The organism is Devosia sp., assembly GCF_017307565.1.
Classification (GTDB): Bacteria; Pseudomonadota; Alphaproteobacteria; order Rhizobiales; family Devosiaceae; genus Devosia.
The window spans coordinates 7,834-12,249 of sequence record NZ_JAFKHD010000240.1 but is presented as its reverse complement, the minus strand read 5'-3'; the positions used below and the strand labels follow the sequence as shown (position 1 = coordinate 12,249).

The following is a 4,416-nucleotide window of genomic DNA, read 5'->3' as shown; positions in this document are numbered from 1 at the left end:
CAGCCTGCGCCAGGGCGGCCGCGGCTGGATTAGCGCCGAGCACGACTATCGGACGCGTGGCCATCTACCGGGAGCAGTCTACGGAGACCAAACCGAGGACTTCATCGATCTGACCTTGGCCGGGGATCTTGCCCAACCAACCGCGGAGCAGTTTGCCAAGGCTGCCGGCCGGCTTGGTATCGACCGAAAGCGCCGCGTGGTGATCTATGACGCAGCACGGGGGCAATGGGCTGCGCGTCTTTGGTGGCTCTTCCGCCTCTTCGGCCACGAGGACGTGGGTGTGCTCGATGGTGGGTTTTCCAATTGGGTGGGCGAGAAGCGTCCAATCGTTACCGGTCAGGTCACCCGCCCCGTGAGCGTCTATGACGTCTCGGAGCGACCTGCCTGGCGTGCGGAGCGAAGCGAACTGGAAACGGCGAACATGATCAAGGTCGTGCCGGAGGCAGACGACACGGCGGGCGACGACTCGATTGGGCGTGCCCAGGCGCAGGTTTCCGGCGGTGCTGCCCATTTTGACCTCGCTGCAACCCTCGACCCGGTCACAAAGAAACTGCGCCCGCAGGACATCGTGCGGCAGCAGGCCGAAGCGGCACTGGCGGGGCAACAAGGTCGGATCATCGCGGCCTCGCCGTCGGGTATTTCGGCCGCCCGCATCCTGCTGCTGCTCGATAGTCTCGGTTATGACAACCTTGGGCTGTTACAGTTGAACCGCGACTAGGCGGCGAGCTGCTGGCCGGACCATGACATGGTGTCGTGGCCCGGCCTGGAGCCTGTCCCGCAAAACCAGATCAGGCGAGGGCCTGAGCTACTTCGGCTGCAATGAATTCCGCGTAGCGCGTCACTTCCGGAAGCCCCATCAGTTCCCCGAATGTCGCTCGTGCCAATGGCCCTGCAATGTAGAGACTGGCAACCGGATTGCCGTTGGCGCCGAGCGCGCGGCCGTCGCTGGCTGTCGCCAAACCGAGGCCCAGCGCATCCGCTGAGATCAAGCCCGCAGCGGCGAGGCTGGCAAAGGCCGGGTTGTCGCCGATGACACGGCCATGAGCCGGCCCTGTGGTATTCACCACGGCATCGAATTGCTCCGGTACGGCCCCGTTCGACCGACGGCGGCGATAGGTTACTTCAATGCCTTGCTTGTCTGGCGTTGCAGCAAGCAAACGGCCAGCGACAAGGCGAAGTGTGCCTTGCCCTTCCCGCCGCTGCATCACCGCGGCAACCTGCGGAGCGATGCGGAAACGGTGCGCGTCCCAATAGGACCGCAAGTGGCGTATCAGGCGTCGGCGCTCGACTAGGGATAGTGCTGCCCAGATCGCAGGCGCTTGCGTGCGTAGGACATCGAATACGGGCTGCCAATCGAGCCCCTCAGTCCTCGCCATCACCAACTGCAACCGGACTGTCTTGAGCAAGCCCTGCGCCGTGCTGGCAGGTTGCGTGGCAAAATCGCCCCAGGCTTCTCTGGTCGTGCTCGCGTGCCGCCCGGAACGCAGTCCGTGACGCGACAGCATCGTTATGCCTCCGATATGCCCAAGGCGATCCAGTCCTGCCACGACGTCGGCGGCCGTGAGGCCCATTCCAACGATCAGCACATTTGCATCCGGCGGTATCGCGCCGAGCGCACCTTCCGCATAGGGATCGGCGACAAGCGCCGAATGCCCTGCGAGGGATACGAGGGGGGCCGGCAGGGCTGGCGATGGATGGGTCATGGCGAGCACGACGAGGTCGGCCTGGAGCCGACGACCATCCGCCAGGTCGATCCGGAAGGCGCCGGAGTGCCCTTCGACGCTCTCTGCTCGCGTCGCGAGATGCCGAATGCGCCCCGTGGTCAGGTGAGGCACGAGATGCTCTTGGACATATCGCCCAAAAATCGCGCGCCGGGGAAAGAGGTCTCCCCGTGCAGAAACCGCGTCGGCGTCATCGCTCAAAGCACCGGTGCGTGCCAGCCAATCACTGAAATGCAATGGCTGTTCGGTGCGCAGGCTCATCCTGGTCGCGGGCACATTTATGCGGTGGGCAGGTTCTTGGCTTGAATAGGCGAGCCCGCCACCAAGGGCTGACCGCGGCTCCACCACGACGATCTCTGCCTCGATCTGCATTTCGGCAAGGTGGTAGGCGATCGTCGCGCCGGTAAAGCCGCCACCCACTATGGCAACGACGGGGCGGGTGCTAGCCACAATCAGTCCTCGTTCACGCGGGAAGCGGGCCTGTGATCGCCGGCAATGGTTTCTCCAAAGGGCCCCGTGTTTACCGTGTCGGCCCGACCTGGAATGGGATGGTCGAGCGGCAGTCTGGGCAGGACCAGTTCGCCGAAGCGGAACGCCTCTTCAAGGTGCGGGTATCCAGAGAAGATGAATGTATCGATGCCAAGCCGGCGATATTCGTCGATACGCTCGGCGACCGTATCCGGATCGCCAACCAGCGCCGTGCCGGCTCCCCCACGCACCAGACCAACCCCGGCCCAGAGATTGGGCGATACTTCCAGTTTGTCGCGACGGCCACCATGCAGCTTGGACATCCGCGCCTGTCCCACCGAGTCCATGCGGGCGAACACGCCCTGCGCTGCAGCGATGGTGGAATCGTCCAATCTGCTGATCAGTTCATCCGCTGCGGCCCAAGCCTCGGCATTGGTTGGCCTGACGATCACATGCAGGCGAATGCCGAAACTGACTTGCCGGCCGGCCTTTTCGGCCAGTGCGCGCACTGTCGCCAGTTTTTCCGCCACCTGTGCCGGGGGCTCGCCCCAGGTCAGATACTTGTCGATCTGTTGGGCCGCCACATCATTGGCCTCCGCCGAAGAGCCGCCGAAATAGAGCGGTGGATGTGGCGTCTGCACGGGTGGAAACAGCAGTCGTCCGTCCGAAATTCTAAAATGCTTGCCCTGATGCTCAACCGTTTCACCGCGCAGCACGGCCTTGTAGACGTCGAGGAATTCGCGGGTTACTTCATAGCGTTCGGCATGGCTGAGAAAGATGCCGTCGCCTTGATTTTCTACCGGGTCGCCGCCGGTGACCACGTTGATCAGCAGGCGCCCATTGGAAATGCGATCCAGCGTTGCAGTCATGCGCGCGGCCAGCGTTGGCGACTGCAGGCCTGGACGAACCGCCACCAGAAAGCGCAGGCGTTCGGTCTGTGGCGCCAGCGCAGAAGCCACCACCCAGCTATCTTCGCAGCTTCGGCCCGTCGGCAGCAAAGCGCCATAAAACCCAAGAGAATCCGCGGCCTTGGCGATCAGCGTCAAATAGGGCAGGTCGACTGCGCGCCCGCCTTCGCTGGTCCCAAGATAGCGGCTGTCGCCATGGGTGGGTATAAACCAAAGGGCCTTGATTTTGTCGGGCACGGAATAGGTCATGAAAAGCCGTCATTGTCGCGATTTGGCCGAACATAGGTCGGGGTCGCCGAGGCGTGAAGGAAACAAAAACTAAGTCTATAGAGTCAATGGAAATGCATTCCCGCGTGCCATGCCTGGATCGGAAACATTGCCCGTCTTCATAGGTAGACGTGACCACGACAAAATTCCGGGCCAACCTGTCCCCGTGTGGTTGGAGGCGAGGAGGCATTGGGAAGCGCCCACAGCTGAGACCAGCGAGCAACTGCCGAACTTCAAGGCTCCGTATCAAACTTAGCCGTTGCGCTAAGTGTTTGAGCTATGATAGTTAGCCATATGGATCAGTATTCGATATCGCTGGATGCAATGTTTCAGGCGCTTGCCGATCCCACCCGCCGGGCGGTGCTTGGGCGCCTTGGGCGCGGCGCGGCAAGTGTCGGAGATCTTGCGGCGCCTTTTGATATGGCATTGCCCTCTTTCATGAAGCATGTCCGCATGCTGGAGACTGCGGGCTTGATCCGCACGCGCAAACAGGGGCGGGTGCGCTACTGCGAGATCGATGAAGCGCGGCTGGCCGCGGTCAGTTCGTGGCTCGACGAGCAGCGTGCCATCTGGGAGAGCCGGACTGACCGCCTCGAGCGTTTTGTTGCCGGACAGCACAAGGAGCAGGAACGATGAGCTTCAATCCCGAGACGGATCTGGAAATTACGCGCGTCATCAAGGCGCCGCGCGGGCTTGTCTGGCAGGCGTGGACCGACCCTGCCCAGTTTGCCCAGTGGTGGATACCCGAGCCAGCCCTTTGCCGCGTGGTGAAGATGGATGTGCGGCCCGGTGGCGCCCTCGTGACCGAGATGAGCGAAGCGGGTGGTGCCTTTGGACCGCATATGGACGCCTGCTATCTGGCTGTCGAGGATGGTCGCAAGATCGTCCTCACCAATGCCTTGAGCGGCGGGTGGCGGCCAGCGGCAAGTCCGTTCATGACGGCGATCATCACGCTCGACGATCACGATCAGGGCACGGCCTATCGCGCGCATGTTCTGCACAAGGATGCGGAAACGCGCGCATGGCACGAAGAAATGGGCTTCTTCGAAGGA

At 62.6% G+C, this 4,416-nt stretch carries 5 protein-coding genes; 3 read left to right on the top strand and 2 right to left on the bottom strand.

Annotation, left to right across the window (positions count from 1 at the left end; genetic code table 11):
* Window positions 1-718, top strand: a 718-nt coding sequence (locus J0I64_RS08100; RefSeq protein WP_291407087.1) for a sulfurtransferase, incomplete at its 5' end; no start/stop codon positions are given.
* 70 nt (window positions 719-788) lie between these two features.
* Here the strand turns inward: J0I64_RS08100 and J0I64_RS08095 are convergent.
* Window positions 789-2,171 carry an FAD-dependent oxidoreductase gene (locus tag J0I64_RS08095; protein WP_291407086.1) on the bottom strand — a complete coding sequence of 461 codons (1,383 nt, stop codon included), beginning with the start codon at window positions 2,169-2,171 and terminating at the stop codon, window positions 789-791.
* Window positions 2,172-2,173: 2 nt separating this feature from the next.
* Window positions 2,174-3,346 (bottom strand): FMNH2-dependent alkanesulfonate monooxygenase, encoded by a 1,173-nt coding sequence (ssuD, locus tag J0I64_RS08090; RefSeq protein WP_291407085.1) that lies wholly within the window; start codon window positions 3,344-3,346, stop codon window positions 2,174-2,176.
* Window positions 3,347-3,658: 312 nt separating this feature from the next.
* Between ssuD and J0I64_RS08085 the strand changes: the two genes are divergently transcribed.
* A complete protein-coding gene (locus tag J0I64_RS08085) occupies window positions 3,659-4,000 on the top strand; it encodes a metalloregulator ArsR/SmtB family transcription factor (RefSeq protein WP_291407084.1) in 342 nt (113 codons plus the stop codon).
* Window positions 3,997-4,416, top strand: a 420-nt coding sequence (locus J0I64_RS08080; RefSeq protein ID WP_291407083.1) for an SRPBCC domain-containing protein, incomplete at its 3' end; no start/stop codon positions are given. The genes J0I64_RS08085 and J0I64_RS08080, both read left to right, overlap by 4 nt.

What these genes read in the sequence shown, in the direction of transcription:
- J0I64_RS08085 (WP_291407084.1), top strand. Translation starts at nt 3,659, where the DNA reads ATGGATCAGTATTCGATATCGCTGGATGCAATGTTTCAGGCGCTTGCC.
- ssuD (WP_291407085.1), bottom strand. Translation starts at nt 3,346, where the DNA reads ATGACCTATTCCGTGCCCGACAAAATCAAGGCCCTTTGGTTTATACCC.